The following is a 26,524-nucleotide window of genomic DNA, read 5'->3' as shown; positions in this document are numbered from 1 at the left end:
CGGGATGCCGTTGGCCTGCGAATGCCGCACAGGAGTGCGGCGCTCCAATGGAATCGGCTCGGTTGAGGCTTTCTTTGCCACCTCAAATAACCCCGACGCTCTCTTTTTTCACCCAACCGATCTTGCCTTGGGCAAAGGCGATGCGAACCCACCCGCTGCGCTCCTGCTCCACGGTGACCCGGCTGCCTGCGTGGAGGACAAAAAGCTCGGTGGCGGTATCCGAAAGGCCTGAACGCACGGAGACGGCCTGGGGTAGCACCACGCCCCTTTGAATGCGCGCGTCGGAAACGGTGTCCCAGAGGGCCGTGGAGGCCAGAAGAAGAAACAGGGCGCCGCTTACGGCAGCTGCGGTTTTAAGGGGTGTCTTGCGCAAAAGGATCGCCAAAGCCCAAAGGCCCCAGAAGAGCACTCCCAAGCCCACGGCAAGCTGCTGGAGGGTTTTCAGGGAGAGCCCCTGCTTCCAAAAGAAAAGAACGGACACCACCGGGTTTTGTGTCTCCTCCTGGCGGTCTTTCACCTGGGAGAGGGCCTGGTTCCGGTTGAAGGTCAGGTCCGGGTCCCCGGGCATGAGGCGATGGGCCCTGTCGTACCAGAGAACGGCGCGACCCAGGTCCCCTTTCTGCATGTAGGTATTGCCCAGGTTGTAGGCGAGTTTACCGTTTACAATGCCCTGGCGGGAGATGGAGAGAAAGCTCTCCAGGGCGTCGTCGTAGCAGCCCTTTTCGTAGTGGGCGATGCCGTCGTAAAAGGCCTTGGAGAATTCGCTGCCAAAGGCCACGGCGGGGATCAACAAAATCAGGATACACAACAGACGCTTCATGCCTTCACCTCCTTCAAGAGCTGCGCCAGGGCCCGGACTTTTTCCTTGCGGCCCCCCTCTCCTTCGGCGGCGCCGCCGTACCGGGCGGCTTCCACGGCCTCCAGAATAGCCACGCTCGATTCAGCGGCCTCAGGCTTCCCACCGGCCCGGGACACGATCTGCCGGATATCATTCCCGGTCAACCCTTCCACGGGGCGTCCTGCAAGGGCTCCCATGACGGCCACCAGGGCGGCGTGAAGGGCGCCGTAAAACTGATCGGTGTCACCCACAGATTTTTCCGCTTCTTTCAGCTTACCCGAAGCCTTGCGCCCCAGGGCCTGGCCCACGCTGAGGCCGCGGGCAAAGCGCTTGAGCCCCGCCACAAGAATCAAAAACACCCCAAAGGGCCCTGCCAGCAAGGCCAAAAGGGTAGTCACATCCATGGGCGCCCTGTGAACAACGGCGTCCGGGTCCACATTTAAGGGAAGGATGTCTCGGCCTTTGAGGCGGACATCCTTTTTTTCCGGTGTCAAAGAAGGAGCATCCCCGGCCCCTGCCTGAAACACCTCCACGGCCTCGGCGGCGGTGTTTTCTGTTACGGTAAAGGTAAGTGGCCCGGATTGCCCCGTGCGATAGGTTTCAGCTTTGGGGTCAAACCACACCAAGGAAACGGACGGGATGGTCACGTTTCCTGGTTTGAGGGGCACGATGGCTGTTTTAAAGGTCTTTTTCCCCTGCCACCCGGAGGGTCCCATGGCGATCTCCTCCACGGGGGTGTCCCCGTACTGCTTCATGCCCTCGGGCAGAAAGACAAGGGGGGAAGCGGCATCGCGGATATTGCCCGTGCCCTGGATCGTCAGGGTCAGGGTCAGGGGGTCTCCGGCCTTAACCTCCTCGTTTTCAAGGGCAGCTGTGAGGGAAAAATGTCCCACAAGCCCTGAAAAAGGGGTTTTCCCAGAGTACGGCGGCAGGGGCCGAACGGTAAGGGCAACGGCTTCAGTGGTGAGAAGCTTCTGCTCCATGACGTTGCGGGTGGAGAAAAAATCATCGAAAAGAGGATCCCGGGACCTGCGGGAGCGCCCCGTGACCACGGAGACAGACAAACTTGCCGGCTGGATCTCAAAAGCACCTGCTTTCTGAGGGGTGAGCAGCTCGATGACTTCGTGGATGGCATAGCGCCTGCCGTTGATCACCTGTTCAAAGGCCCGGCCTTCCCCCATCTCGTCCGAGGAGAAACCGTTAAAATCGGGTTTTCCCAGGCGCGCGTTCTGAAAGGCGGCCGCGGTTTGAAACCTGAACGTCCACACCACCTGCTCCCCCACGTAAGGCGAGGTGTTGGAGACCTCGGCCGTCACCGACCAGGGCTGATCCGAGGTTGACGCGGCGCTGCGCTCGTCCACCTGCACCACAATGGGCCGGGTCTCGGCCTGCACGCCCTTTCCACGGACGGGAATGGCCGGAATGGTGAGCTGACCGGTTCGCAAGGGGATGAGCAGAAAGAGGCTCTCCACCTCCCGGGTGGTGGTTCCGTTGATCATCTGAACCCGGGAGCTGGTACCCCTGGGCGACACGCGAAAATCGGCCAGCTCGGGCATCGCCACCCGGGCGTCGTCAAAATCGGCGATGACGCGCAGGGTCAGGGACTCTCCCAGCCGCAACCGGTTGGTATCCACCACGGCCCGGGCCCCCTGGGCCTGGACACCGGAGGCCGAAGACCCCAAGAGCAGTATCGTTATCAAAAAAAGAAACAAGCGTTTCATCTACCAGTCCTTTTCCACACGTCGTTTTTCGGCGCGCCGCATCATGACGCCGCCGGGTTTGTCCTTCAATCGGTTGAGGGCCGAGGCGGCCTGCTGCATCTCCTCATCCCCGGGTTCGCCCTGGCTGCCCATCGCCTGATTCTCCTCCGCGCCGGGGGCTTCATCTCCGGGCTGGCCGCCTGCGGGGTTGGCATCGGCAGGATCGGGGGAAGAGGCCTGTTGCTGTTGACCAGCCTTCTCGTCCCCGGATTTTTCCGGGTCAGGGGATGGCTGCTGATTCTGCCCCCCCTGGGCCCCCTGTTGCCCTTGATCTTTCTGGCTCTGGTCTTTCTGCCCCTGGCCCTGCTGGCCGGAATTCTGGGAGTCTTGTGACTCTTGCTCTCCGTCCTTTTGGGGCTGGTTGTCGCCTTTCCCCTGCTGGTTTTTGGGCTGCTGTTTCATCTCTTCCAGCCGTTTTCGCGCAAAGTCCAGGTTTTCGGCGGTCCGTTTGTCCTCCGGGGCCTCTTTAAGGAGGTTCTCCCAGGTCTCGATGGCCTCCTTGACCTCGCCTTTTTTGAACCGGCTGTTGCCCAGGTTGTAGAGCGCCTTGTTTTTAAGGGAGGGGTCTTCGGAACGGGCGGCCCGCTCAAAGCTGTTGGCAGCTTCGTCGAATTTTTCCAGGCGATAATAGGCGGTGCCGATATTGAAATCAATGGCCGGGTTGTCCGGGTCGTTGAGCTGCCCGTCGATGAAGTGGGTCAGGGCCCCCTCGTAGTCCCCGGCGTCAAAGGCCGTCACCCCCTTTTCCAGAGGAGAGGCCAGATCCAGGGCGCTGGCGTATCGGGGCAGAAGCAGGCACAGGGCCACCAGGGCAACGGTGCCATTTTTTTTGGCGTCTCCCAGGCTGAGGTAGGCAAGCAGGAAGGCAACAGCCGCCGCCAGAAACCACTGGTACCTGTTCTCCCACACCTTCTTGCGGGAGCTCTCCAGGGACCGGGCCTCCATGGTCTTGCGGATGCCCTGGGTGTAGATGACGTCTAAGTCCATGTCGCCTGCCACGGACCGCACAAAGCTGCCTCCGGTGATGGCGGCCATGCGCTTGAGGGTAGTGGCGTCCAATTTGGAGAGCAGGATGCTGCCGTCCCGGTTCTTCTTGAACCCGCCACCGGCATCGGGGACGGGCACCCCTTCCTTGCTGCCCACACCGATGGTAAAGACCTTGATCCCAAGCTCCGCCATCGTTCACCTCTTCGGGGGTGCCGTCGGTGCTCTCTCCGTCGGTGATGAGGATCACCGCCTTGTCCGTTGCGTCTTCCGTCTTGAAAGCCTCCATGGAGACAGCAAGGGCCCCTGCGAGGTCGGTGCCGCCCACGGGCAGGTATGAAGGGGTCAGGGCGTCCAGGAACATATTAAAGGAACTGTAGTCCAAAGTGAGGGGGCACTGCAGAAAGGCTTCTCCGGCAAAGGCCACCAGCCCAACCCGGTCCCCTTCCAGCATCGCCGGAGGCGGTCGTTCCCGCTTGGCCCGCTCCAGACGGGAGGGCTTCACGTCCTCGGCCAGCATGCTCTTGGAGCAGTCCAGGGCCACCACGATGTCCACGCCTTTTCGCTCCACCTCCTGCCAGACATACCCGTAGCGCGGCCCGGCCAGGGCGAGGATGAGGCTTAAGGTCGTCAGGACCATGAGGGTCGCCTTAACCCGCCGGCGACCCGTTGTACGCTCCGGGAGCACCGAGGCCCGGCTTTTTTCCGAGGCGAAGAAGATCGCCTGCGCCGCATGCCGCCCCAGGCGAAGAGCGCGGCCACGGCAGGTACGAGCCAGATCAGGTAAAGCATGTGTGAGTCTGCAAAGGTCATGGTACCCTCAAAAATCGTGTGTTACCCAGGATGACGGAGGCCAGGAGAAGCGCCACGGCCAGGAGAAGGGGAATGCGGTAGTACTCGCGATCTTCAGTTCCAGGAGGTCGCCCTCGCTCCCGCTCTTTTCCATGCGGTCGATGGTGGCCCAGATCTGTGCCAGTGCCTCGGCGTCCTCGGCCCGGAAGTAGAGGCCGCCGGTCTTGGCCGCGATCCCTTTCAAGGTCTCCTCGTCCATGGAGACCTCCTGATAGACATAGCGCTTACCGAACAGGGGATGGTTCACAAGGAAGGGCACCTTGCCCTTGGTGCCCACGCCGATGGTGTAGACCTTGACGCCCCGTTTGGCGGCCAGCTCGGCAGAGAGCATGGGGGTGAGTTTGTTCCCTGCGGTGTCTATTCCATCGTGAGGGCACGATGACGTTGGAGGTGCTCTCGATGTCTTCCAGACGCTTCAGGGAAATGCCCAGGGCATCGCCGATGGCCGTCTGCTCCCCTGCCGCGCCGATCTCCACCTCTTTAAGGATTGACGAGATGGTGTTGTAATCCCGAGTCAGGGGTATCTGGGTGATCCCTTCAGTGCCGGAACAGACCAGCCCGATGCAATCCCCCGTTCCCAGCCGCCACGAACCGGTCCACCACCTCTTTGACAGCGTCCAGGCGATTGACGGTCTTTTGTCCTCACGGGTAAAGTCCAGGGCGGCCATGCTGCCCGAGGTGTCCAGGGCAATAACGATATTGACCCCGGCGGTCTTTACCATGCTGTGCTCAACACCCAAGCGCGGCCGAGCAAGGGCAACGATCATCAAAAAAAGGGCCACAAAGGCACACAAAGGCACCAACTTCGCGCCGGACACGGCCCAGGACCGCTCCACCAGAGAAAAGGAAACGGTGGTGGACACCCTCAAGGCCGGTGCCTTGCGCCGCCGACCCGCCCACCAGAGGACCGGAAAGGCCCCCATCAAAAGAAACGCCCACGGCGTTGCAAACTCAAACATGTTATGCCTCCGGCAGGTCGCGTGAAAGCGCCCCGCAAAAACATTTCAGGTGCAGGACCCACTCAGTCGTTATCTGGTGCATCCTCGTCCGGATCCCGGGCCGTGTCCGTGACAAACCGCCGAATGGCGGAAAAATCCCCGGCCATGATCCCGGCGTCGGGCGCGATGCCGGCAAACTTCACGGGCTCGGCGTGGGCAAACAGACCGGAGACCGTTTTTTTCTGGTCAGGAGTAACCGGCAGGCCGGACAAGGCCGGAAGCAGCTCTTCTGCGGTCATCTCCGGGGCATCCAGGCCAAAGCGCCCCTTGAGGTAGTGCTTTGCTGTTTCGGAAAGCTCAAAGTAAAAGGCCTTTCCGTCCTGTGTCATAAGGGGCTCGATGCGATCCAGGGCCATGAGGGCCAGGGCGTCCGGCGGCTGGTAGATCTCCGGGACCTTTTTCGGGCCCAGCTTGCGCCGGAACCAGAGCCAGAGCCCTGTAAGCACGAGAATCACGACGCCAAGGGCAATCCCCCCATAGAGCATGGCCTTCTTCACCCCCGAGGAGAGGCCGGTGAATCGAGGCGGGGCGATGTCGTGGATATCGGACATGGGGGCCTTGTCCGGGGCCTGGGAAGCGATGGCCGGGGAGTCTGGCGCAAGAGGTGCGATGAGCTGGGATGCCTCATTGGCGTGCAGGCAGGTCACGGCCAGGCCAAACACCAGAAACAGAGCCAGAAGAATCTTTTGAATCGGGGATGTCATCAGCGCCTCCTCCCTTCCCGCCAGGTGAAGTACCGGGTAAGGGCGTCCGTGGTGGAGGCCTCGGTGGAGAGCTCGATGACGTCCAACCCGGCGCGCTTCATCTCATCCATGATTTCTGCCTTTTCGGCCAGCTTTACCTGGCGTACCTTTTCCCGGCACCTGCGGCTGGACACATCGAGGACCACGGTGCGGCCGGTCTCGAAATCCCGGGTGGTGAGGAGTCCGCCGGAGGGAAGCAGAAAATCCCCGGGATCGGAAAGGAGAATGGAGATGAGCTCGTGTTTTCTTCCCACCAGCCGCAGGGTGCGGGTGCAGGGGTCGGAGAGGAAATCGGAGATCACGAAGCTTACCGTGCGCTTGCGGCAGACCCTCGCCAGAAAGGCCACGGCCTCTTCCACATCGGTGCCACGGGACGAGGGAGTAAAGGTAAAGATCTCCCGGATGACCCGCCAGATATGGGCGGAGCCGTTCTTGGGGGGAATGTACTGTTCCACCCGGTCGGTCGCGGATCACCACTTTGTCCCCGTTTTTGATGGCGTTGAAGGCGATGACCGAGGCCACCTCCGCGGCCTTGTCCACCTTTAAGTTCTCCCCGGTTCCGAAAAACCCGGAACGGCTCATGTCGATGAGGAGCATCACCACCATTTCGCGCTCTTCGCGAAACTGCTTGATAAAGGGGCGGCCCATGCGGGCGGAGACCTTCCAGTCGATGCTGCGGATCTCGTCCCCGGGGGTGTACTCCCGCACCTCTTCGAACTCCATGCCCGCGCCTTTGAAGACAGATCGGTAGTGCCCCGCCATCATGGTATCGGCCATGCGGCGGCTTCGGATGTGGATCCGCTTGATTTTTTTCAGCACCTCGGCAGGCAGCATATCAGGGCACCTCCACCCTCTCGAAGAGCCGCTCGATGATGGTGTCTGTGGTCATGTCCTCTGCTTCCGCCTCGTAGGAGGCGATGATACGGTGGCGCAGGACGTCCGGCGCGATCTGCTTGACGTCCTGGGGGGTCACGTAGGTGCGGCCCTGGAGAAAGGCCCAGGCACGTGCCGCAAGGCTCAGGAAAATGGTGGCCCGGGGGGAGGCGCCGAACCGGATCCATGCGGCAAGGTCGTCGTCCACCTCGGCAGGCTCGCGGGTAGCGCAGACCAGGTCCACGATGTAGTCCCGGAGCTTTTCGTCCATGTAGATTTCATGAATCAGGTCGAAGATGGCCGAAAGGTCTGAGGGGGAGAGGACCGCACGAATCGCTTCCGGGACCTCGAAGCCCACCCGGCGCATGATCTCTTTCTCTTCGGACTTGCTGGGGTACTCCACGAGGAGCTTGAACATGAAGCGGTCCACCTGGGCTTCGGGAAGGGGGTAGGTTCCCTCCTGCTCGATGGGGTTCTGGGTGGCTAAAACGAGAAATGGGTCGGGAAGGGGGAAGGTCTGGTCTCCGATGGTCACCTGGCGTTCCTGCATGGCCTCCAGCAGCGCGGACTGCACCTTGGACGGGGCCCGGTTGATCTCATCGGCAAGGATAATATTGCGAAACAAGGGCCCTTTGCGCGTGACGAAATCCGATGACTGGGGGCGATAGATTTCGGTTCCCACAAGGTCTGCCGGCAACAGATCCGGGGTGAACTGAATGCGCTTGAAGTCGGCGTCCACGGCGTCGGCAACGGCCTTCACCGCGCTGGTCTTGGCAAGGCCCGGCACCCCTTCGATGAGAATATGCCCACGGGTGAAAAGCCCCATAAGCAGCCCGTCCACCAATTTCGTCTGTCCCACAAGCACCTTGCCGATCTCCTGGCGAACGGCGTTGATACGGCCATGGGCCTCTTCCACTTTTGCTTTGAGTTCTTCCATATGTAGTTTCTCCGGTCAGCTCAGACATGAGGTTCAACCCGAACACGTTTGGGGCTCAACACAATCACGCGGCAGTCATCGTTTTTTCCAGGTCCGCTGCTCCATTTCAGGATAACAGAGTAAACAAGCTCCGACGACGAGGGTGGCAAAGCCACGGTAGCGGCATGTTTCTCGAAAACAGGTTGCAGTTTCCCTGTTACGGGATTCCAGAGGATCGTCCATACAACACCCTGCGATCGTTTCCTTTACCAAAGCACGCAGGACGTCAAAATACAGCCCCATTGCGTCAAAGAATGGCAGCAAATATATAATCATTTTGGGGTCAGGTTTCAAGGGGAACAAAACCGGTACAGGCCCCTGCCGAACCACTTTCCATAAGGTTCACACAAAAAAAACCGCATATCTCCCAAAGGGAAACATGCGGTCACTTTACACCCCGTCACAACAGCAGAACAAATGACTTCTTTGTAATGTTACGCCGACGGAAACACATCTGTTTCCGGTCCCTGTTCAGGGGACGAGTCAGAAAGAATGCCCGTGCCTTGTGGCCTGGGTCAGTTTACTCCTTCCACACCAAACCCGTGAACCATGATGTAATCCTGATCCACCATGGAGGCATGGCAATCGATGCATGCCTGGGGGCGCCCGAATTTTTCCGCTTTCCCCTCGGGGCTGTACTTTACCCAGAACCAGTCGCCGGCCTCGGGATTATAGCCTCTGACTTTGTACATGATCGTGACGGCTTTTAAATCCTTTCCCATCTCATCACCGTAATTCTCTTTGACAATAAGGGTGCCGTACCGCACGGGGGGCTTTTTGGAATCAAGGCCCAGCTTGTTCACAAACACCTTGTGGAAGGGTCCATGGGGCGCGCCCCCGGCTTGGAGCCCGACGTGATCTCCCCAGAATCCCCAGGAATCATAGGCGGACACCTCGGTGATGTATCGCCACAGTTTATCCGGATCGGGCTCCGGTTTCATGGCGTTGACCACCCCCACACCGATAATCATCCACACGACCACAGCGGCAAGCATCCATCGTTTCTTCATGGCGGCTCTCCCTCTTCTGGTTTGGTATCCCTGTTGTTGGTGTATACGTTGCGTGAAGCCCCGTGTTTGAAGCACTCCGGGGCGCTGTTGCCATGATGGGCAAAACAAAGGCGATGCCACAGGCTCAGAGTCTTTTCAGGATCGGTGGAAGAAAGGAACGCGACAGATATAACCCATTGAGGATTCATAACATTCAACCATCACACTATACATCATTCTTCATCCCCTGCACAATTTTATTTTCTTTAGGAGTCAGGCAAATGTTCTTAAAAAACGTCGAGTATGGTTTCGATGCCAATTGAGGAGAACGAAAGGATGGATTGGAAAACAAAAAGGGTCAGGCAAAAAATTGACAAAAAACAAATCCGTTCTTCGGACAAATATGCAGACGGCTTTCCACTCAGCCGACAACGCTTATGGAAGTAATTCTCGTTATAAAAGAAACTAAATTTTCATATGCCATCAGGCAAACAACCGTCCCGGTAAAAATACGTGTAGCGTCCCCTCAAGATCCGCCTTTCCGTTTACTGCTCTTTATCAAGAAGACAAAACCACGCGGCCACCGGATGCTCTTGATCTCCCGATCCTTTCTGCACGCGCACGTCACCTTGCCAACACACCCAGCGTGAGTCCGCCATAAGCCAAACCCTTCAGACACGGCTCAAACGCTTCAGTGTAAACAGCCCCTCGAACCCTGATATTTCACGGGGAACCCTTTTTCGCTTAGCCGGAACAGACGATTTGAAATGATGAATCATCCCTTCAACAAAACTCTGGGAGCCGATGACACCGGAATCCGTAAAAAACCTTGCACGATATTCCAAGCACTTTGCCTTACCTATTCGAAAACCGCTCTTAATTTCCTTTTCAAGGATACTGCTTTCAATTTTTGCGGCTCCCACTTTGTCAATGGCACCGGCATGGTAGACATATTCACGGTACCTGATGAGTCGCTCGTCCGAAGAAAACGTTCCGAATTCCAAAAGGCCAAAATCATCGCACAGAAACGTGTCCCGGTTCCCGGTCTGCGCATGGTACCCCAGCGAGCACCAGCGATAATCCTCCGGGCGATTGACGATCCCCGCCCTGACAGGATTTAGGTCTATGTACGCCAGGCAGTTGAGCATCGCGCCACCATCTTCGACAATGACGCTTTTAAATCGATCCCCCCACAGCGTCCCTTTCCGGTCCCTTCTCTTGTTATAAAACCTCGAAAACGTCTGTTTTACCTCTTTGACATATTCTGAAAGGTTGCACCATTTCGACTTTAACCGTGCCATCTCCGACTCTGGAAACACGCGTTTGGAGCCATACCGCAAAACATATCGCCGCCTTATTTCAGCATCGGTTGCGGCGAGATCAGGATGCACGACAACGAGGATATGAAAATGATTCCCCATGATGCAATACCCCTGAACATCGACAAAATAGACGGTACTGAGCCATTTGATGAGCCGTACCAACTCATCTTTGTCCCGAGGGTCAAAGGGAAGCCCGTCCAGGGCGGTTCGAGAAATAATGTGATAGGCACAGGCCCGATCCGGCACAAGCATTCGAAGGCTGCGAGGCATACATAACCTCCTTATCGAATCATATGGCATCGAAATGACGGGATGCTGGTTCTGAGTTGAAAAGAATCATGGCAAGAGACAAAAAATATCGTGCAATTTTCAACACATAATCATGTGACATGATACAAGGAATTTTGTCAAGTTGATTTGCCTGACCCTTTTTTGTTTTATAAGCGGTTGGGTAATGAGCCCAAGCCTGAACCCCTACCGGTGATGAAGAACGATCAATTTTTCCTGGGTCATCTCACGCATGGTATAGCCGATGCCCCCGACACCCAGGCCGCTCTCACGCCTGCCGCCAAAGGGCATCCAGTCTACCCTGAAGGCGGTGTGGTCGTTGATCATGACAGCCGATGCGTCAAGGTGACGGGCAACGTGCATGGCGGTATCGATATTCTGGGTAAACACCGAGGCCTGGAAAGCCATCTTGACGTCGTTGGCGCGTCGCACCGCTTCGTTTACGTCCTTACAGGGGTAGACACAGATCACCGGCCCGAAAATCTCTTCCGTGGAAACACGGGCCGCTTCGGGGGGTGCCATAACAATCGTAGGGGCGTAAGCGCATTCGGCCACCTTGACGCCGCCACACAGCACCTGGCCTCCGTCCTTGACCGCATCCTTCACCCACTCATCTACCCGGTCTGCTTCCCCGGAATGAATCAAAGGCCCCACATCGGTGGTGCTGTCGGTGGGATCCCCCACAATCAGTGTCGATGCGGCCTGGGCCATCTTGGCTGCCAGCTCCCCTGCAATGCCCTTCATGGCAAAGACCCGTTGAACCGACACACACACCTGCCCGGCATGATAGAAGCCACCTTTCATAAGGGGAGGCACCAGAAGGTCCAGGTCAACCCCTTCTCCCACAACCACGGGAGCCGCTCCCCCATGCTCAAGGCCGCACCGGGTCCCCGGCGCCAATTTGCTTCGCAGCCCCCACCCCACCGTTGCCGAGCCGATGAAACTGAAATAATCAACGCGGGAATCCGTCACCAGCGCTTCTGCTTCTGAACGGCCGAGGAGCGCCACCTGGCACCAGGCTTCGGGAAGTCCGTTCCTGTGCAGACACTCCACCAGCGCCAGGCATGACAGAGGCGTCCGCGTGGCCGGCTTGACAATGACCGGACATCCCGTGGCCACCGCAGGCATCACCTGGTGAACAATCAGGTTCAAAGGATGATTAAACGCGCTCACCGCCACCACCACGCCGATGGGTTCCCGGATCGTCACGGCAAGACGTCCGGTGGAGGCAGGAGTCAGCCCCATGGGCACCTCCCGACCGGACATGCGGCCCATCTCCTCTGCGGCCAGCTCAATGCCGCCGATGGCACGGGTCACCTCCACCCTGGCGTCCATGAGGGGCTTTCCCCCTTCCCGCGCAAGAGGGGGCACCTCATGCCGCGCCTTCACATCAGCCGCGGTTTTCAACAGGATCTCCCGACGCTCCCACACGGGAAGCCACGCCTTGCAACTCCGAAGACCCCCCGTGGCCTTGTGCAGCAACTCATCCACATGGGCGATACCGCCCATATGCAACGTTTCCAGAACCTTCCCATCCCATGGGGAACGCACCTCCACCTTCATATCGTCCTCCTCATAAAATTCTGTTTATTGTTCAATGAGTCCGCCCCATAAAGCGACGCAAAAGGCTGCCCGCCGTCACCAATCACAACAGGCACACCCGGGCGGCCAGCTCATCAATCAAGACCCGCTGGTTTTCCGAATAATCCACCGGCACCTCAATAAGATGAACCCCTCCCTTCTCAAAGCACGCCTCCATCAGCGGCAACAACGCGTCAGCTTTCGCCACCCGGTGCCCGCCTGCGCCGTATGCCTTTCCATAAAGTACAAAATCAGGGTTCCCGTATTCCAAGCCCCAATCCGCATACCCGACCATGGACTGCTTCCAGCGAATCATTCCATAGGCGTCGTCCCTCAACACCAGAACAACCAGGTTGAGGCCCAACCGAACGGCCGTTTCCATCTCCTGGGAGTTCATCATGAACCCTCCGTCCCCACAGACGGCCATGACCCGACGACCGGGGTTGAGCATGGCCGCCACCATGGCCGACGGCAACCCGGCCCCCATGGTGGCCAGGGCGTTGTCCAGCAAGATGGTGTTGTCCATGTTGGTCCTGTAATTTCGGGCAAACCAGATTTTGAAGATACCGTTGTCCAGGGCGACGATACCGTCCGGCGGCAACACCTTGCGAACATCCGCCACCACCCTCTGGGGCAACAAAGGGAACCTGGGAGAGTCGGCGTCCATCCCCATATGCCCGAGCACCTCCTTGCGGATCTTCATAAAGTAGGAAAAGTCGTGGTGGTCACTCTTGGCAAGCCTCTCCGTAAGTCGCGTGAAGCTGTTGCCGATGTCCCCCACCACATCGTGCTGCGGAAAATAGACGGTGTCCACCTCCGCCGGACTGTAGTTGACATGAATCACCGTCTTGCCCCCGGGCACCATGAAGAAAGGCGGTTTTTCCACCACGTCATGACCTGCGTTGATCACGAGATCCGCCCGGTCGATGGCACAATGCAGGTAATCGTTATCCGACAGTGCCGCAGTGCCGATATACAACGGATGGGCCCCGCCAATAACGCCTTTGCCCATCTGGGTGTTGAAAAAGGGGATCCCGGTCTTCTCCACGAACGCCTTCAACGGCTCGATCACCTGCTTTCGGTTGGTCCCGGCCCCGATAAGCAGAAGCGGCGAGACAGCCGCCTCAATCATCTCAGCCGCTTTTTCAATGGAGGTACGGTGCACAACTAATAGGATCCTTCGCGGAATCAGGTGCCAGCCCTCCACCATCTCGCCTGCAATGTCCTCGGGTAATTCCAGATGCACCGGCCCAGGCCGCTCCTCCTCGGCAAGGCGGAAGCATTCGCGGACAAGGGCAGGGACCGTGTTCCCATGGACAATCTGACGGGTGAACTTCGTCAGGGGACGCATCATGCTCACCACATCCACGATCTGAAACCGCCCCTGCTTGCTCCGGGTAATGGGCTTCTGGCCGGTGATCATCACCATGGGCATGGCACCAAGCCGGGCGTAGGCCGCACCGGTCACGAGATTTGCCGCTCCTGGGCCAAGGGTGGCCAGACACACCCCGGCACGACCGGTAAGCCGTCCGACAACGTCCGAGCGCATAAAGGCAGCGGCCTGCTCATGCCGGGTCAAGACCAGCTGGATGGTGGACGTGCGAAGGGCCTCCAGAAAATCGAGGTTCTCCTCACCCGGCACGCCGAACACATGCCGAACGCCCTCTCCTTCGAGGGCTTTCACCAGAAGCTCCGAGGTTTTCAAAGGAATGCCGGAAGGGGACATGAGGCTTCTCCCGAAAAGGTTTGGCTTCCGGCACCGCGACACCGCCGCAAGCAAAGAGAAATCCCACAAACAAAACATTGATCAGGCTGCCAGGAAAACAGTTCGTCCTTCAGCTTGCATGAGGATTAAAGACCTTGTGACGCGATGCAGCCCGTTCCTGCCTTCTGTGGTTCAAGTGAATGGAAAAGCCTGCCTTCGGCGGGCCTGCCCGAGGAAAGGCGTTAGGTGCGTTCTTATGGGCTGGCTGTATAGTAAGGAAGGGAAGACTCGGTTTTCGCAGGTGTCGGCGCAAAAAGAGATGGAAGGACAACAATTTATTATGACACCAAATTATCACAGTTACCCTGCCGGGACAAGCAATGCCCCGGCAGGGCAACCTTAGATAGGGTGACCCATGGGGAAATGGCAGGGCAGGAGCGGCTTAGCGCGACATGCCGTCCCAGCTACGGGTAAATTCAATGAAGGCGGTGATGAGCGAGCTCATGAACTTGTTTTTGTGCCAGATGGTATAAAAGGACCGCGTAAACGAATACCCTTCCACGGGGAGCCTGAACAAAAGGCCGTATTTCAGCTCTTTTTGCACACTGTACCGGGAAAGGCACGAAACCGTGTCCCTGTTGGACAGAATCGATTTTACCGCACCGGTATGGTCCAGCTCCATATAGACGTTCAGCGCTTTGGACAGATCCCCCAAATGGCCCATGAAGGTCTCTCGGGTACCGGACCCCTTTTCACGGAGCACCCAGCGCCTTCCGAGAAGCTCCTCCATGCGGTAGGGCTCCTCCCGCACCAGGGACGCATCCCCGGTGACAATGTAGAGCTCATCCTTGCCGAGGACCTCGTGCTGGATATCCAGGCCGTCGTACTCCCCTTCGATGAACCCCATGTCCACACGGCCGCTTTCAATAAGAGAGGCCACCTCATGGGTGTTGCCCGTCTCCATCTTAAAGCTCACCCCGTCGTGGGTCTGCATGAAGCTGTAGAAGATCTTCGGAATAATATAGTTTGCGATGGACGAACTCACCCCCACACGGATCTCTCCATGAAGGTGCTCATCCCTGAAAATGGACTCCGCCTCCTTCAGGCCAAGCACAAGGTGCTCCACCCGCCCGAGGAAAAGCCGCCCGTTTTCATTCAACACGATCTTTTTGTTGATCCGATCGAAAAGCCTCGTCTCCAGAATCTCTTCCAGGGACTTGATGGCCATGGATACGGCCGACTGAGTCAGCCCCACCTCTTTGCCCACTTCCCCGATGTGCGGCCTCTTTGCCAGAGCCAGGAACAACTCCAGCTGCCGTAATGTCATGCGCATCTGCATGGTAACATCATCTCCTTGATATAGAACCGAAACGTGCCGGTATGTCTGCTTTTCCCCCGGCATTGAACGCTTTTCCGCGAAACAACACCTTGAATTTTAAACCAATCACCCACAAAAATCAAATATTTTTATGAGCTTTTTAAATACAATGAATTTGACTTATCACAGCCCTATTCATAAAACAAGCTCATCTCCTTCACGGAGTGGAGCAACAAAAAAAGCAGTCTGTATCTCCACGGCACCGGGCGGCGCGACACGTGCACGTCCTCACCGCCCGGTGCCCGATACACCCTGAAAAAAACTCCACCCCCCGGGACAGAAACGCATGGCCGGATACGTTGGGTTAAAAGCCATGCAAAACACCCTGACTCACGTTCGTCTCCCACACGTTGAATAACGCCGGATCCTTGCCCATGCAAGGCACAGGAGAGGTGTTTCTTCACGCCACCGACGAACTGACACAACGTATCGCACACGATTTCGGCCCGTTAAACGGACCACTCAAAGCAGGACACAAGGAGCGGTAACCGATGTTTTTTCCAGCAGAAAGTCGTAAAGATGCCATGAACGGCCTCCTTTTCGTCACCCTTTTCGCCACAACAGCTATCTACTGTTCTGAATTTCCGCCCATCAAAAGAATGGGGGTCAGCCCCCTGATCATCGGGATCATGCTCGGCATGATTTACGGCAACACCCTGCGCATGGCACTGCCCGCCAGGTGGGTGCCCGGCATCGTGTTTGCCACCCGTACCCTGCTGAAGCTCGGTGTCATCCTTTATGGATTCCGTATCACCTTCCAGGATATCGCAGCCGTCGGAACCGCCGGGTTTGCCGTAAGCGTCACCATGGCCACATCGACCTTTCTTATGGGGAGCTTCCTCGGCATCAAATTCTTCAAGCTGGATTATGAAACGGCCATGCTCACCTCCATCGGCAGCTCCATCTGCGGTGCGGCGGCCGTCCTTGCCACAGAGCCTGTGCTGAAGTCCGATGCCCATAAAAGTGCCATGGCCGTCTCAACGGTTGTCCTCTTCGGGACCCTGACCATGTTTCTCTACCCGGCCCTCTACAAAGCCGGCTTCTTCGACATCAGCGAAAAGCTCTTCGGGATCTATATCGGAGGCACCATCCATGAGGTAGCTCACGCCGTGGCCGCAGGAAACGCCATCTCCCCGGAGGCCGCATCCTCTGCCATCATCGTGAAAATGCTCCGTGTCATGCTCATCGCCCCCTTTCTCATCGGGATCAGCATCTGGCTGGGGCGCCGTAAAGGGGCCGAGGAAGGTAAGCGCGGCAAAATCACCATTCCCTGGTTTGCCGTCCTCTTCATTGTCGTGGCCGGTATCAACTCCATGAACGTGATCCCCACTCCCGTGGTAGCCTTCTGGAACAAACTGGACCTCTTCATCCTCACCATGGCCATGTGTGCCCTGGGTATCGAAACCAACTTCAGCCGCATCAGGGGCGTCGGCATGAAGCCTGTATGGCTGGCCCTGATCCTCTTCGGGTGGCTGACCATCGGGGGCTTCGGTGTCACCCGACTGATGTCCGCACTCTTTGCCTGATCAGCACCAGAAAGTCATGCAACGGGCCGTCGACCTTATACAGGAAGGCGGCCCGTTGTGGTTTCGGCCCCTGCAACCGGAACGCCCCGGGGGGACAAATCAATCATATTGATAAACTTCTTAAATACGTTGAATTTGACCTGATTTAAAATATCTTATACTTATGCATCAAGATGTTGTGCGGTTCCTGATGAAGTTGTTCGTCCCTTCTTCATCACTTCCAAGCCGGACTCCATCAACGAAATACCTCGAGCCCCCATCCGCGTTGGGGGTTCGAAGGGGAACAAACAAAGGTTGATGGTCCCAAAAAGGCTATACCTCCCTGAAAATCATCAACCGGTTAAAAAAAGGCCCGGATCCAACTTCCCAAACTTCCCAACTTCCTCCTTACGGGCCTTTCCTCCCCCCTCTTTTTTCAGGGTTATTTTCATCCACACAACGTCCCTTACTTTGTCCTTTTTAATCCCGACCAGCCGGAGCGGACTTCTCCCATGAAGACAGCCCTGGACGCTAAGGCTTAAAAAAACGTGTGGATGAAAATGCCCACCCTTTCAAAGGCATTACCCGTAAAGTAACTTCGAAGTGTAATACACCCGTTCTCCCGTTGTCAAATGTTCCCCGGCGAAAGCGCGTCGCCCCCGCCTCCCCTGCGACCACGCACCGAATTCATTCCAGACACCATGCAGGCATAAATCATCAGAAAAAGCCAACACCAGGCGCATCTCCTGACTTTTCCCGGCACAGCAAAGGGTGAAAGCTCGGATAATTCGCTGAATACCTTTCACACGTGTATTCCAAGAGCGGATAATCACCACCCGAATATGTCGGTATGCCACCTCTCCCTACCTGTGACCTGATGAAGCGTTTTTTTGCCTGACCCTTTTTTAAACGTTAAACGTAATTTTGCCTGACCCCTGTTTTTCTGCATTGCATAAAAAAAGCCGCACCAGCATAGATATGCGGCGCGGCTCTTCTCCCACGTTGTACCCATTGGAATTCAGACAATCAGGGCCTGGATCCTCTGCATGTAATCGTTCAGGTTGGCGGCATACTCGGGAGAGCCTTCCACGGTGACGAGTTGTCGCCCCAGGGCCTCCACAAACTCCACATCCCCCATAAGCACCGGCAGGGCCCCCTGGATCCCGTTAAAGCAGATGTGAACAAAGGGGCGCCTGCGTGTGTAGAGCCCTCGCCCGGCCTTGGTCTTGCCCGCCTTGACCCGGACATAGGCGGCAATCTCTTCGCCGTCCACGGACATCTGGTAAATGCGATCGGGCTGCTTTCCGGTCCACCGGCTCATCTCCGGATCCCCGCCCTTGTTGTACTGGCTCAGAGCCGTGGTGATCATGTAGAGGATCATCTTCACCTTCAATCGCTGCTTTGCCTCCTGCTTTGGCCGGGCATCGGGCATGAGAATCTTCATGGCCAGGAGCAGCGAGACCATCTTCCCGATGAGAATGGGATGCCGCCAGCCCCGAATTCCCGGAACCACAGGCTTTCCGGCCATGAAAGCGTTGAAGCTCTCCGGGCTCTTGAAGCGAAAGGAGACATCCGCATCCCCCTCCATGGCCCCGTCCACGGAAAGCGCCCCGTCCTCAAACACCACGTCGGTGCCCCAGGGCCCGCCGTCACCGGCCACGGCAAAACGCACCCGTGCCGATATGCCCTCAAAACGCCTGTTCATCTTCGGGTCGTCAGCCACCACCACCTTCATCACGGGAAACAGGGCCTTGAGCAGAATACGCGTCGCAAGATGTGTTCGATTCTCGGTCATGTCACACCTCATCTTCCCAGTCTTCGTCCTCTTCAAAATCCCGGCCCATGACCTCGCGCACCTTTTCGATGATGCCGTTGGTGTCGAGCTTGTAATGGGCGTAAAGATCTTCGGGATATCCCACCAGGGAAAAGGCATCGGGCAGCCCCACCTTTTCAAAGGCGCACCCCTTGCCGCTTTCCGCGATCACATCGGCCACGGCGCTGCCCAGCCCTCCGTGGACCGTATGCTCCTCAAAGGTGATGATGCGCCGGGTCTCCTGAACAGCCCGCAGCACCGCCTCTTCGTCCAGGGGCTTGATGGTGTGAAGGTTCAGCACCCGAACGCTCAACCCGTCCTCCTCCTTCAAGGCTTTGGCCGCTTCCGCAGCCTGGAGCACTGTTACCCCGCAGCAGATAAGGGTGATGTCGGTCCCCTCGCTTACGGTAACGGCCCGGCCGATCTGGAACCCGTAATCTTCGCTGTGGTACCAGGTGGGCTCAAACCCCCTGCCAACACGGATATGCCCGTCGTAGCTCCAGACACAGGCACGCACCGCGTTGGCGGTTTCGATGCCGTCTGCCGGGATGATCACCGTCATGTTGGGAAAGGAGCGCATGATGGCCACATCCTCCTGGGCGTTGTGGGTGCTGCCCGCCGTTCCGAAGGAAATCCCGCCGTGGGTGGCGATGATCTTGCAATTGAGGCTCTGGTAGCAGATATCGGTGCGCACCTGCTCGCAGGCCCGCATGGAGGCAAAGGCCGCCATGGTTGAGACAAAGGGCGTCAGGCCGGAGAGCGCCATGCCCGCGGCCACGCCGGGCCGCCGGCAATGCCCACGTTAAAAAAACGATCCGGGAATTTCTCTCCAAAGAGACCTATTTTCGTGGATTTGGCCAGGTCTGCCGTAAGCCCCACCACATCATCCCGCTCCTCACCGATCTCACACAGCACATGGCCGTACACCTCCGCCTGGGTCATGGAGTTGGCGTCATAAACGGTCCAGGTGGTTCCGGTCACTTCACTCATGCTCTCCTCCTTAAGCCTTGCCGTACAGACGGTCCACAGATGCCCGGGCCTTATCGGCCAGGGTGGAATCGATACTGCCGTAATGCCACTTGACGTTGCCCTCCATGTAATCGACCCCCCGCCCCTTTTTGGTGTGGGCCATGATCACGCACGGCCCCTTGTCACCGGAAAGAGAGGTGTCGATGGCTCCCGCAAGATCCGCAAAATCATGCCCGTCCACCTCCAGCACATGGAACCCGAAGGCCCGCCACTTGTCGCTGAAGGGCTCAAGGGCCATCACCTCTTCGGTGGCCCCGTCGATCATGTAGCCGTTGCGGTCCACGATGGTCACCAGGTTGGTCAGCCCGAAATGGGACGCGGACATGGCCGCCTCCCACACCGCCCCCTCGTTGCACTCCCCGTCCCCTAAAATGCAATACGTTTTCCACGCCTTGTTCTGGGCCCGCGCCCCCAGGGCCAACCCCACGGCCATGGAAAACCCGTGCCCCAACGAACCGGTGGAGGCATCCACACCGGTCACCTTGGAGGCATCAAGGTGCATGCCAAAGGGCGACCCGAACTGATTGAAGGTCTTCAGCGCGTCAAAATCAAAATACCCGCGGCGCGCCAGCACCGGCGCAAAGCCCACGCCCCCATGCCCCTTGCTCACCACCACCCAATACCAATGCCATCTCTGCGGCTGCCGGACTGGAGATCTAGGTACTTGAAGTAAAGGAGCACCAGGATATCCAGCATGCTGAGCCCCCCGCCGATGTGGGCCCCACCCGCCCACACCGTCACGTTGATGATGTCGTGCCTGAGCTGCCAGGCCTGCTCTTCCAGCTCCCTGATCTCCGCATCGGTCAATGCCATGGTCCATCTCCTTTATTTTCGAAAAAAAAGTACACAACGAAGATGCCTCCGGCGGCCCTGCCGGGGGCCAAACTTTTTGAAAAGTTTGACAAACAGGTCTTGACGGCTTTGGCATGAATTTCAGTGATTTTGACTGTTCTAATCTTTCTGCACACTCTCTTCGTATTCTGCCCCCCAGGGGCAGAATACGAGAGTGTGCAACCTGAACGTTTTTTGCGGAGCTTTTTTTAAAAAAGCGACCCGCCGGAGGCAAGCTGAATGCTTACGAAACTTTTAACAAACAGGCTAATAAAACGAATTCGCGTCAATCAAGCTCAAGGGCGATACCATTTTTCCCGCGCCCCTTCTGTAAATAGCCCACCATCACGACGCCAGCCGCCCCTTTTCCGCGGCATCTTTGATCACCAGAAAGGCTTCGTCGCAGATGGCAAGGGTCCGGGCCACCACCTCATCGTCGTGGGCCGTGGAGATAAACCAGTTGTGGTGGGAGGCAAAGAAAGCGCCCCGTTTTGTGCATTCCGCGCACCAGGCCTGGTGGAGCATCCCGCTGGGGTCGTCGGTCAGGCGAACATTGGGCATGGAGGGCTCGCCGGTCACCTTGAGGTGAAAGCCGTAGTTAGCGGCCATGGCCTCCATCTTGCCGAAAAGATCAGCCCCTTGCCTGAGCATCCAGGCAGGGGCATCTAACCGCTTGAGCTCCTCCACACAGGCCAGGGCCGCAGCCATGGGCACGGCCTGGTACCAGTAGCTGCCGGTGTAGAACACCTTGGCCGCTTCGTTTTTCATGGCTTCGGTGCCCATAAGAGCAGAGATGGGGTACCCGTTGGCCAGGGCCTTGCAGTAGCAGACCAGGTCCGGGGTAAACCCGTAGTGCACGTGGGAGCCCTTCATGTTGAGGCGAAAGCCGTGGCGGATATCGTCCACGATCAGCACAATGCCCTCTTTTCGGCAGATGGCCTCAATCTTCTGCCAATATCCGGGGTCCGGGAGGACGTTGTCGTAAAAGGTGGGAACATGGTAGGGGGTGGCGATGAAACCCGCCACATTGCCGGGGTGTTCGGCGATCACCTTCTCAAAGGCCGCGGTATCGTTCCAGGGGATGCGCAGGGTGTGAGCGTGGTCCTCTTCGAGAATGCCGTGGTGCCCAAGGGCCTGCATCCAGGGGGCCACCCCGTGGTACCCGCCCTTGATGGCCACGATCTTTTTCCGACCCGTGGCGCTTCGGGCCACCATGGCGGCGTAGTTGGTGACGTCCCCGCCGTTTTTGGCAAAAAAGGCCCAGTCCATGGCATCCACCGTGTCCACAAGGGCTTCGGCCAGCTCCACCATCTTGGGAGATGCACACATGGTGAGATCCGCCTCGTCGGCCTGGCGTCGGGCCGCCCCGTCCACCACCGGGTTTCGGTACCCCAGAATCATGGGGCCGTACCCGCACATGTAATCGATGAATTCATTGCCATCCACGTCCCAGAAGCAGGCACCTTCGGCCCTGGCCGCATAGATGGGATAGGCCGAGGGCGGGATGTTCACGGCAGGGCTCATGTGGCCGGGCACGCCGCAGGGAATGACGTTTACGGCCCGCTCAAAAAGGGCCTGGGACTGCTTGTAGCTGTAAGTATCCATGGCCTCCTCACACGTTTTGGTTGGGTTACCCAAGGTAATGGGGGATACGGTCCATCAGGAGGTTGGTCGCCTCGATCATGGGAATGCTGCCCTTCATGGAGACATCGCCCTTGGCCAAAGCGGCAAAAGCGTCGCATTTGCCGTTCATCAGGTCGCATGCAACGCCCATGTCCCGGAAACTCATGATGGCCATGGGGTTTTCCGGACGGGGGGCTCCCACGGCATAGCTGCCCTTCTCTTTTACGATGGAGACCGACGGGCCGTCGGGCAGCACGCGGATGGCCAGGGTTCCGTCGGGCATGGATGCGGCATTGAGGGATCCCATAGGATCTGAGGTGGCAAGCTCGCGCACGGCATAGGCGGCAACCCCCAGATTAAGGCGGGTGTTGACCTCCTGATAGGCGGCATCGGCAAGGAGGGTGTCGTCGGGTTTGAGGAAGTATTCGAGGCGATCGGTAAGCTGGGGAAACTCTTTGGTCAGAAACGAGAGATGGGTGAACCCCTTGAGTGGAATGGGCGAGCCTTTGCCGTCCATCATGCGGTTGAGGTGACCTGCCGAAAGAAAAAAAAGACGAACGTCCGGCGATGGGTGCGCCCCTTCCCCTGCCCTGCATCTGCCGTTGTGAAACTCAAGGAAAAGGGTGGGCCCCCGGAACACCGAGAACTGAAGGGTAACCTCCCACCCCTTGATCAATTCGGCCGATGTGCCGTCGCACGCCACAAGGGTCTCCAGGTTGCGCAGGACCGCATAGAGATTAAGATTGGCTTTCACGCGCTGGTACTCCATGGACCTCCCCTCCTTTCCGCTCTTTTTTATGAAAGCGATTGAAAAAGGCTACGGGACCCGGGAACACGACCTCACACTTCTCACCATGGTCTCGGCACGGCGGTTTTCATTGAGACGGCCGCCTTTACCTGGAAACCGGGCCATGCTATTGTAGGTTGAGTGAGCGATCACTCACTTATGAATCATTGAATAAATATCGTATGTTGTCAATACCCATTCACTAAAATTGAGACCTCACGAACCACAGGCCCCGGGGGCACACCGACCGCCCCAGGCGTCAGGAGCGCGCAACCATGACCCACGCCTTTCCGGCATCCGACATCATTGAACAGCTCAAGGCCACCCACGCCAAACCAGCCTTTGAAAAAATTCCCATTGAAAAGCGGGAACGCATCTTAAAGGCGGCCGCCAAAGAGTTCGCCGGGCAGGGGTTTGCCTCGGCCAACATCAACGTCATCGCAAAAAAAGCCGATATCAGCATCGGCTCCATGTACAACTACTTTGAGTCCAAAGAGGCCCTTTTTCTCACCATCAACGACCTGAGCTACCACCTCATCGATGCCATCCTGGCCGCAACAGACTTAGAGGAGGGATCGCTCTTCGACAAGTTCGAACGGCTGCTCCGGTCGGTGCAGGTGTATGCCCGCCTCTACCCGGAGTTCAATCAGATCTACCAGGAGCTCACCTCCGAAGGGCTCTCCCACCTCTCCCGCCAGCTCTCCGGCAAGCTGGAGACGGTGACGGCCCGGTATTACCGGGGGCTCCTGCGGGACGCCAGGGACAAAGGGGACATCGCCGCGGATATCGACGAGTTCACCGCGGCCTTCTGCATGGACAACCTCCTGGTGATGCTCCAGTACGCCTACTCGTCTAACTACCACTCCCAGCGCATGAAAATTTTTGCAGGCGAGGACGCCCTTGAAAACGATGAAAAAATGATCCAAGGTATCATGACGTTTATCCGCAGAGCCCTGACCAACCCGGAGACATAGATGCACGCACCGAACACCGACCACACCCTCCGCCTCAACCGCGCCCTGGACCACATTGACGCCCACTTAAGCCAAAGCCTCACCCTGGACGATGTGGCAACCGTTGCCTGCTATTCCCCCTACCACTTCCACCGCATCTTCAAGGCCACTGTGGGGGAGACCCTCAACCGGTACATCCAGCGCCTTCGGGTGGAAAAGGCAGCCGCCATGCTCCTCTTGTCGGCAGAGACGATCACCGAGATTGCCCTTGCATGCGGGTTTTCAAGCTCAGCCACCTTTGCAAGGGCTTTCCGGGACTTTTACGGAATGAACGCCGGGGAGTGGAGGAAATCAGGGGATCTTCGAAACAGCAAGAAATGTAAAACAGACCACAAGATCAGGAAAGCCGCCGTTGTCAAAGCAGTTTATGATGCCTCAAACCCACACCAATGGAGGCTTTACATGGACGAAACGCTGAACACGACGATACGAATCGAACCGCTTGAAGAGATGGAGGTGGCCTACGTTCGGCACATCGGGCCTTACCAGGGCAACGGTGAGCTGTTTGACAGACTCTTCAACCGGCTCTTTACCTGGGCCGGCCCGAGGCAGCTCCTGAACTTTCCCGAGACCCTGACCTTGAGCGTCTACCACGACAACGAGCCCCTCACCGAAGACGACAAGCTCCGCTTAAGCGTCTGCATCACCGTCCCGGATGGCACTCCTGCCGAAGGCGACATCGGCCGCATGACCCTGGCCGGCGGCACCTACGCCGTGGCCCGGTTCCACCTCTTCCCCTCGGAGTACGCCGCAGCCTGGGACGCGGTCATGGCCGACTGGCTCCCCCAGTCCGGATACCGCTCCGACGACCGCCCCTGCCTTGAGATCTATCGAAGCGCCCCGGGCGAACACCCCGACGGCCGCCACACCGTGGACATCTGCGTTCCGGTCAAGCCGGCATGAGACAATATAGGTCAATAGGGGTCAGGCAAAAAACGAGACGATGGGAAAACCCACCGGCTCGTTTTTTTCATAGGGTATCAAGGGGCACTGCTGACCAGAGCCAGGCCCGAACTTACGTGAGCCCTTTCACTTTTCAGCCTTTAGCCTTTCAGCCCTTCGCCTTTCGCCTCTATTTAGGTAGAGGTCAGGCAAAAAAAGAGCCGGAGGGAAAACCCACCGGCTCGTTTTTATTCATAGGGTATCAAGGGGCACTGCTCAGCCCCAGACCCGAATTCTGGCCTGACCCTTTTCACTTTTCAGCCTTTGGCCTTTTGGCCCTTCGCCCTTCTATTTTACCACTTAAGACCTGTCACGAAAATCCACCCAATGGCCGCAGGGGCCACCACGCAGCAGATCACGCGCCAGGCGGGATAGATGGCCAGAGGCTTTCCATCGGGACCGGAGAGTTCCTCTTTGGCCATGGCGTGGAGTCCCCATCCGGCGAGAAGGGCAAACCCCATGCCGCCTAAGGGCATGATCATGTTGGAGGCCATGAAATCCATGGCGTCGAGAAAGGATTTTCCGGCGATATTGAGGCCGCCCCCCAGGCTGATGGCCGAAGGGATCCCCAGACAGAACGTAAGACAGGTTACGGTGAGGGTCGCCTTGCTGCGGCTCCATTTGCGATCGTCCACAAAGTAAGCGCAGATCACTTCAAGCTGGCTCATGGACGACGTCAACGAGGCAATGACCAGAAGAAAAAAGAAGAGCACGGCAAAAAGGGCGCCTCCGGGCATCTTGCTGAACACCGCAGGCAGGGTCACAAAGGTGAGGCCGGGGCCGGAGCCGGGCTCAAGGCCGAAGGCAAAGACCGCCGGAAAAATCACGAGGCCGGCAATAAGCGCCACAAAGCTGTCCAGAAAGCAGATCTGAAACGCCGGGCTGACGATGGGCTCGGATTTCTTCAGGTAGGACCCGTAGGTCAGCATCACCCCGATGCCGATGGAAAGGGAAAAAAAGGCCTGTCCCAGGGCGGCGAGGATCATGGCCCCGTTCACCTTGGAAAAATCGGGCTTCAGGTAAAACGCCAGGCCTTCGGCAGCTCCGGGAAGGGTTACGGACCGCACGGCCAAAACGATGAGGAGCAGGAAAAGCACGGGCATAAAGACGGTGCAGAACTTTTCGATGCCGTTGCCGATGCCCCGCGCCACCACCCCGAAGGTTCCCAGCATAAAAAGGGCCTGATAGAAAATGACCATCTTCGGGTCTTTTACAAAGTTACCGAACACCGCCCCGGCCGACGGCACGTCCGTGCCCAGGGCCCCCATGAGGGCATCCACGGTGTATTTGATGGTCCACCCACCCACCACACCGTAAAAGCTCAGGATAACGATGGCGGCAAAGATCCCCATGCCGCCCAGGGGGGTGAAGAACTTTCCAGCAACCCGTCGAAGGGACCCCACCGGGTCTCCCTGGCCTCTCCGGCCCACGACAAATTCGGCGAGCATCACCGGCATGCCGATGCAAAACACCAGCAGCAGGTAGATGAGCACAAAGGCTGCGCCGCCGTTTTCACCGGCCACAAAGGGAAATCGCCAAATGTTGCCAAGCCCCACCGCCGATCCGGCAGATGCAAGGATAAAGCCGATACGGCTTCCGAACTGATCTCTGTTTTCTACCTCTGACACGAATGACTCCCGGCCTTATTCAACCGTGATTAAATAAGGACATGCTTGATCCTGGGCCCGCTGCGT

24 protein-coding genes and 2 pseudogenes are annotated in these 26,524 nt (G+C 57.9%); 3 read left to right on the top strand and 23 right to left on the bottom strand.

Annotation, left to right across the window (positions count from 1 at the left end; translation table 11 throughout):
- Positions 1-82: 82 nt before the first annotated feature.
- From ACOYW1_RS04485 to ACOYW1_RS04415, 15 genes and pseudogenes are all read right to left on the bottom strand, one after another.
- Entirely contained in the window at positions 83-820 is a 738-nt protein-coding gene (locus tag ACOYW1_RS04485; RefSeq protein WP_482421817.1) for a tetratricopeptide repeat protein, read from the bottom strand.
- Complete coding sequence (locus tag ACOYW1_RS04480) at positions 817-2,559, bottom strand: BatD family protein (RefSeq protein ID WP_482421816.1); 1,743 nt, start codon at positions 2,557-2,559, stop codon at positions 817-819. Before ACOYW1_RS04480 ends, ACOYW1_RS04485 begins: the two co-directional genes overlap by 4 nt.
- A complete protein-coding gene (locus ACOYW1_RS04475; RefSeq protein WP_482421815.1) occupies positions 2,560-3,777 on the bottom strand; it encodes a tetratricopeptide repeat protein in 1,218 nt (405 codons plus the stop codon).
- A gap of 16 nt (positions 3,778-3,793) precedes the next feature.
- Positions 3,794-4,222, bottom strand: a pseudogene (locus ACOYW1_RS04470) (VWA domain-containing protein); the annotation flags it as partial.
- Positions 4,223-4,402: 180 nt separating this feature from the next.
- Entirely contained in the window at positions 4,403-4,681 is a 279-nt protein-coding gene (locus ACOYW1_RS04465; protein WP_482421814.1) for a hypothetical protein, read from the bottom strand.
- Positions 4,659-5,393, bottom strand: coding sequence for a vWA domain-containing protein (locus tag ACOYW1_RS04460; RefSeq protein ID WP_482421813.1), 735 nt, complete (start codon positions 5,391-5,393; stop codon positions 4,659-4,661). Before ACOYW1_RS04460 ends, ACOYW1_RS04465 begins: the two co-directional genes overlap by 23 nt.
- A gap of 62 nt (positions 5,394-5,455) precedes the next feature.
- Entirely contained in the window at positions 5,456-6,136 is a 681-nt protein-coding gene (locus ACOYW1_RS04455; protein WP_482421812.1) for a hypothetical protein, read from the bottom strand.
- Positions 6,136-6,630 carry a DUF58 domain-containing protein gene (locus ACOYW1_RS04450; RefSeq protein ID WP_482421811.1) on the bottom strand — a complete coding sequence of 165 codons (495 nt, stop codon included), beginning with the start codon at positions 6,628-6,630 and terminating at the stop codon, positions 6,136-6,138. The genes ACOYW1_RS04455 and ACOYW1_RS04450 overlap by 1 nt, the downstream gene beginning before the upstream one ends.
- 76 nt (positions 6,631-6,706) lie before the next feature.
- Positions 6,707-6,898, bottom strand: a pseudogene (locus tag ACOYW1_RS04445) (DUF58 domain-containing protein); the annotation flags it as partial.
- 112 nt (positions 6,899-7,010) lie between these two features.
- A complete protein-coding gene (locus ACOYW1_RS04440; protein WP_482421810.1) occupies positions 7,011-7,985 on the bottom strand; it encodes an AAA family ATPase in 975 nt (324 codons plus the stop codon).
- A gap of 554 nt (positions 7,986-8,539) precedes the next feature.
- Positions 8,540-9,034: a cytochrome P460 family protein gene (locus ACOYW1_RS04435; protein WP_482421809.1), complete on the bottom strand. Its 495-nt coding sequence runs from the start codon at positions 9,032-9,034 to the stop codon at positions 8,540-8,542.
- A gap of 650 nt (positions 9,035-9,684) precedes the next feature.
- On the bottom strand, positions 9,685-10,605 hold the full coding sequence (locus ACOYW1_RS04430) for a transposase (RefSeq protein ID WP_482421808.1): 921 nt from the start codon (positions 10,603-10,605) through the stop codon (positions 9,685-9,687).
- A gap of 204 nt (positions 10,606-10,809) precedes the next feature.
- Complete coding sequence (locus ACOYW1_RS04425) at positions 10,810-12,186, bottom strand: aldehyde dehydrogenase family protein (protein ID WP_482421807.1); 1,377 nt, start codon at positions 12,184-12,186, stop codon at positions 10,810-10,812.
- A gap of 82 nt (positions 12,187-12,268) precedes the next feature.
- The gene (locus tag ACOYW1_RS04420) at positions 12,269-13,930 is read right to left on the bottom strand and encodes an acetolactate synthase large subunit (protein ID WP_482421806.1); all 1,662 of its coding nucleotides are present in this window, start codon (positions 13,928-13,930) and stop codon (positions 12,269-12,271) included.
- Between the two features lie 421 nt (positions 13,931-14,351).
- Positions 14,352-15,248 carry a LysR family transcriptional regulator gene (locus ACOYW1_RS04415; protein WP_482417345.1) on the bottom strand — a complete coding sequence of 299 codons (897 nt, stop codon included), beginning with the start codon at positions 15,246-15,248 and terminating at the stop codon, positions 14,352-14,354.
- Positions 15,249-15,811: 563 nt separating this feature from the next.
- Between ACOYW1_RS04415 and ACOYW1_RS04410 the strand changes: the two genes are divergently transcribed.
- Positions 15,812-16,813 (top strand): YeiH family protein, encoded by a 1,002-nt coding sequence (locus ACOYW1_RS04410; RefSeq protein WP_482421805.1) that lies wholly within the window; start codon positions 15,812-15,814, stop codon positions 16,811-16,813.
- Positions 16,814-17,810: 997 nt separating this feature from the next.
- Here ACOYW1_RS04410 and ACOYW1_RS04405 read toward each other — a convergent pair.
- The 7 genes from ACOYW1_RS04405 to ACOYW1_RS04375 form a co-directional block, all read right to left on the bottom strand.
- Entirely contained in the window at positions 17,811-18,587 is a 777-nt protein-coding gene (locus ACOYW1_RS04405) for a hypothetical protein (protein WP_482421804.1), read from the bottom strand.
- A 1-nt stretch (position 18,588) separates the two neighbouring features.
- A complete protein-coding gene (locus ACOYW1_RS04400; RefSeq protein WP_482421803.1) occupies positions 18,589-19,383 on the bottom strand; it encodes a transketolase family protein in 795 nt (264 codons plus the stop codon).
- On the bottom strand, positions 19,353-19,595 hold the full coding sequence (locus tag ACOYW1_RS04395; RefSeq protein WP_482421802.1) for a hypothetical protein: 243 nt from the start codon (positions 19,593-19,595) through the stop codon (positions 19,353-19,355). Before ACOYW1_RS04395 ends, ACOYW1_RS04400 begins: the two co-directional genes overlap by 31 nt.
- A gap of 10 nt (positions 19,596-19,605) precedes the next feature.
- A complete protein-coding gene (locus ACOYW1_RS04390; protein WP_482421801.1) occupies positions 19,606-20,244 on the bottom strand; it encodes a transketolase in 639 nt (212 codons plus the stop codon).
- Positions 20,241-20,447, bottom strand: coding sequence for a hypothetical protein (locus ACOYW1_RS04385; protein ID WP_482421800.1), 207 nt, complete (start codon positions 20,445-20,447; stop codon positions 20,241-20,243). Before ACOYW1_RS04385 ends, ACOYW1_RS04390 begins: the two co-directional genes overlap by 4 nt.
- 363 nt (positions 20,448-20,810) lie before the next feature.
- Positions 20,811-22,070, bottom strand: a complete 1,260-nt coding sequence (locus ACOYW1_RS04380) for an aminotransferase class III-fold pyridoxal phosphate-dependent enzyme (RefSeq protein ID WP_482421799.1) — start codon at positions 22,068-22,070, stop codon at positions 20,811-20,813.
- A gap of 25 nt (positions 22,071-22,095) precedes the next feature.
- Positions 22,096-22,857: a hypothetical protein gene (locus tag ACOYW1_RS04375; RefSeq protein WP_482421798.1), complete on the bottom strand. Its 762-nt coding sequence runs from the start codon at positions 22,855-22,857 to the stop codon at positions 22,096-22,098.
- Between the two features lie 293 nt (positions 22,858-23,150).
- On the opposite strand from ACOYW1_RS04375, the gene ACOYW1_RS04370 reads away from it, so the two are divergent.
- Positions 23,151-23,849: a TetR/AcrR family transcriptional regulator gene (locus tag ACOYW1_RS04370; protein ID WP_482421797.1), complete on the top strand. Its 699-nt coding sequence runs from the start codon at positions 23,151-23,153 to the stop codon at positions 23,847-23,849.
- Positions 23,850-24,791 carry an AraC family transcriptional regulator gene (locus ACOYW1_RS04365; RefSeq protein WP_482421796.1) on the top strand — a complete coding sequence of 314 codons (942 nt, stop codon included), beginning with the start codon at positions 23,850-23,852 and terminating at the stop codon, positions 24,789-24,791.
- Positions 24,792-25,123: 332 nt separating this feature from the next.
- Here ACOYW1_RS04365 and ACOYW1_RS04360 read toward each other — a convergent pair whose 3' ends face one another.
- Positions 25,124-26,458 (bottom strand): sodium-dependent transporter, encoded by a 1,335-nt coding sequence (locus ACOYW1_RS04360; protein ID WP_482421795.1) that lies wholly within the window; start codon positions 26,456-26,458, stop codon positions 25,124-25,126.
- Between the last annotated feature and the right edge of the window lie 66 nt (positions 26,459-26,524).

The sequence above is a fragment of the Desulfoluna sp. CYM3A genome (genome assembly GCF_056829965.1).
The sequence above is the reverse complement of the archived record's forward strand: the minus strand, read 5'-3'. Positions and strand labels throughout refer to the sequence as shown.

What these genes read in the sequence shown, in the direction of transcription:
- ACOYW1_RS04410 (WP_482421805.1), top strand. Translation starts at nt 15,812, where the DNA reads ATGAACGGCCTCCTTTTCGTCACCCTTTTCGCCACAACAGCTATCTAC.
- ACOYW1_RS04430 (WP_482421808.1), bottom strand. Translation starts at nt 10,605, where the DNA reads ATGCCTCGCAGCCTTCGAATGCTTGTGCCGGATCGGGCCTGTGCCTAT.
- ACOYW1_RS04460 (WP_482421813.1), bottom strand. Translation starts at nt 5,393, where the DNA reads ATGTTTGAGTTTGCAACGCCGTGGGCGTTTCTTTTGATGGGGGCCTTT.
- ACOYW1_RS04380 (WP_482421799.1), bottom strand. Translation starts at nt 22,070, where the DNA reads ATGGATACTTACAGCTACAAGCAGTCCCAGGCCCTTTTTGAGCGGGCC.
- ACOYW1_RS04365 (WP_482421796.1), top strand. Translation starts at nt 23,850, where the DNA reads ATGCACGCACCGAACACCGACCACACCCTCCGCCTCAACCGCGCCCTG.
- ACOYW1_RS04420 (WP_482421806.1), bottom strand. Translation starts at nt 13,930, where the DNA reads ATGTCCCCTTCCGGCATTCCTTTGAAAACCTCGGAGCTTCTGGTGAAA.
- ACOYW1_RS04385 (WP_482421800.1), bottom strand. Translation starts at nt 20,447, where the DNA reads ATGGCATTGACCGATGCGGAGATCAGGGAGCTGGAAGAGCAGGCCTGG.
- ACOYW1_RS04475 (WP_482421815.1), bottom strand. Translation starts at nt 3,777, where the DNA reads ATGGCGGAGCTTGGGATCAAGGTCTTTACCATCGGTGTGGGCAGCAAG.
- ACOYW1_RS04485 (WP_482421817.1), bottom strand. Translation starts at nt 820, where the DNA reads ATGAAGCGTCTGTTGTGTATCCTGATTTTGTTGATCCCCGCCGTGGCC.
- ACOYW1_RS04455 (WP_482421812.1), bottom strand. Translation starts at nt 6,136, where the DNA reads ATGACATCCCCGATTCAAAAGATTCTTCTGGCTCTGTTTCTGGTGTTT.
- ACOYW1_RS04370 (WP_482421797.1), top strand. Translation starts at nt 23,151, where the DNA reads ATGACCCACGCCTTTCCGGCATCCGACATCATTGAACAGCTCAAGGCC.
- ACOYW1_RS04435 (WP_482421809.1), bottom strand. Translation starts at nt 9,034, where the DNA reads ATGAAGAAACGATGGATGCTTGCCGCTGTGGTCGTGTGGATGATTATC.
- ACOYW1_RS04425 (WP_482421807.1), bottom strand. Translation starts at nt 12,186, where the DNA reads ATGAAGGTGGAGGTGCGTTCCCCATGGGATGGGAAGGTTCTGGAAACG.
- ACOYW1_RS04395 (WP_482421802.1), bottom strand. Translation starts at nt 19,595, where the DNA reads ATGAGTGAAGTGACCGGAACCACCTGGACCGTTTATGACGCCAACTCC.
- ACOYW1_RS04480 (WP_482421816.1), bottom strand. Translation starts at nt 2,559, where the DNA reads ATGAAACGCTTGTTTCTTTTTTTGATAACGATACTGCTCTTGGGGTCT.
- ACOYW1_RS04405 (WP_482421804.1), bottom strand. Translation starts at nt 18,587, where the DNA reads ATGACCGAGAATCGAACACATCTTGCGACGCGTATTCTGCTCAAGGCC.
- ACOYW1_RS04415 (WP_482417345.1), bottom strand. Translation starts at nt 15,248, where the DNA reads ATGCAGATGCGCATGACATTACGGCAGCTGGAGTTGTTCCTGGCTCTG.
- ACOYW1_RS04375 (WP_482421798.1), bottom strand. Translation starts at nt 22,857, where the DNA reads ATGGAGTACCAGCGCGTGAAAGCCAATCTTAATCTCTATGCGGTCCTG.
- ACOYW1_RS04440 (WP_482421810.1), bottom strand. Translation starts at nt 7,985, where the DNA reads ATGGAAGAACTCAAAGCAAAAGTGGAAGAGGCCCATGGCCGTATCAAC.